We start from the raw sequence: 2,185 nt of genomic DNA, 5'->3' as shown, positions 1-2,185 counted from the left end.
CCCCGGGCCGGGGACTCGCCGCACCCCGGGCCCGGGGGGCTTCCTCCGACGGCGCCGCCGGACGGGAATCACGCGAACCGTCCGGGGACCCCGGGGAGGGGGACGCCGCCGGGGCGGAGGACATGGTGGGCCCCGTCGACACCGAGGGGGGCGGGGAGGCGGAGGGCGCGTGCGACGCGGAGGGTGCCGACGACGGGGAGTGCGCGGAGGACACCGTGGACACGGCGTTCGGTGCCGTCGATCGTTTCGCCACCGTGAGTCCGCCTCCCCGATCTCGGCTGCCGTCCGATGAGCCCGGCCAGGTCCAATTGTGCCGCCCCTCGGCGCCGCCGCACGACAGGCGTGGACGACCGGGGGGCGCCCCGTCGATGTGTGCAGGTCAGCGACCCAGTCGCGACCGCACCATGCCGATCAGGGTGGTCAGTTCCTCGATCCGCATCCGGCGGGCGGCGAGGACGAAGACCACCGCAAGGATCACACTCCCGCCCGCGAGGGCGAGCAGCGACCCCACCACTCCACTGCCCAGCGCCTCCATGATCGCCCATCCCGCCAGGCCGGCCGGCACCGCGGCGGGGATCGCCGCCCCGCACAGGCGGATGTAGGTCCGCACCACCCGCGCGCCGTCGAGATCGGTTCCCATGCGGGAGCGCAGCCGTCGCCAGGCGATCCCGACCCCGACCGTGTAGGCGATGCCGTAGGAGAAGGCGATGCCCGCCACCACCCAGCGGTCGGGCAGCAGCACGAAGGAGAGGGCGGAGAGCGCGATCCAACAGATCGAGACGATGACGGTGTTGTAGAAGGGCGTCCGGGTGTCCTCGTAGGCGTAGAAGGCGCGCAGCACGACGTACTGGGCGGAGAAGGGGATCAGCCCGACGCCGAAGGCCATGAGGATGTAGCCGAAGGAGCGGGCGGCGGTGTCCCCGGCGCTGCCGAACAACAGGGTGCACATCGGGACGCCGAGGGCCACGAAGGCGAAGGCGATCGGCACGATCGCCACGGCCGAGGTGCGCAGTCCCTGGGAGAGGTCGTCGCGGACGGCGGCGTTGTCGCCGTCCGCGGCGGAGCGGGAGATGCGCGGCAGCAGGGCCGCCATGACCGAGACGGTGATGATCGCCTGTGGCATCTGCCAGATCAGCAGGGCACTGCTGTAGGCGAGGAAGCCGGTGCCGGGGAACCCGGCGCGTTCGGCGTTGTCACCGGCCCAGGTGGCGAGCTGGGAGATGACCACCAGGCCGATCTGGTTGGCGAAGACGAAGAGCACCGTCCACTTGGCCAGCCGCATCGCCTTGCCCATGCCCTGACCGACCCAGTCGAAGCGGGGCCGGATCCGGAAGCCCGCGGCGCGCAGGTAGGGGATCATCGCCAGCGCCTGGACCACCAGGCCCAGCAGGGTGCCGATGCCCAGCAGTCGAACGCCCTCGGGGGTGATGGTGTCCACCGCCACGCCGGAGGTGCGCTGGGTGCCGTGCACCCACAGGAAGAGGCCGAAGGTGGCGATGACCACGATGTTGTTGAGGACCGGGGTCCACATCATCGGCCCGAACCGGTCGCGGGCGTTGAGGATCTGGCCCATCACCACGTGCACGCCCATGAAGAAGATGGTGGGCAGACAGTAGCGGGCGAAGGTGACGGCCACCTCGTTGGCGGCGGGATCGTCGGCGATCCTCGCCGACATCATCCGGATCAGCAGCGGGGCGATGAGCACCGCGATCAGCACCAGTGCCGCCAGCACCACCATGACGAGGGTGAGCAGCCGGTTGGCGTACGCCTCGCCGCCGTCCTCGTCGTTCTTCATCGAGCGCACCAACTGGGGCACGAAGACGGAGTTCAGGCCGCCGCCGATGGTGAGGATGTAGATCATCGAGGGCAGCGCCCAGGCGATGGCGTAGGTGTCGCCGAGGACGGCGGCGCCCAGCGCGGCGACGATGATCAACTGGCGGATGAAGCCGGTGACCCGGGAGACCAGGGTGCCCGCCGCCATGACCGCGCTGGACTTCAGCAGGCTGCTGCCGCGGCCGGGCCTGCGGGGCTCGGCGACCGGCTCCGGGACGGGCGGTGGCTCGGCCGGCCCGCCGGCCGTGGTGCCGGCGACGGGGGGCACCGTGCCGGGTGCGGCGGGGGCGCCGGGTCCGGTGGGGCCCGCCCCACGCTGGTCGCGGTAGAGATGGGCGAAGGCGTCCCGACC

1 protein-coding gene is annotated in these 2,185 nt (G+C 72.0%); it reads right to left on the bottom strand.

Annotated features, from left to right (window positions below; genetic code table 11):
* Positions 1-379: 379 nt before the first annotated feature.
* Positions 380-2,185: murein biosynthesis integral membrane protein MurJ (gene murJ / locus FOE67_RS23450; protein WP_182666834.1), on the bottom strand; the 1,806-nt coding region annotated here is incomplete at its 5' end.

Origin of the sequence: Streptomyces calidiresistens (genome assembly GCF_014141525.1) — a bacterium.
GTDB lineage: Bacteria > Actinomycetota > Actinomycetes > Streptomycetales > Streptomycetaceae > Streptomyces > Streptomyces calidiresistens.
Note: the sequence above shows the minus strand (reverse complement) of the source record. Positions and strands in the feature narration are given on the sequence as shown.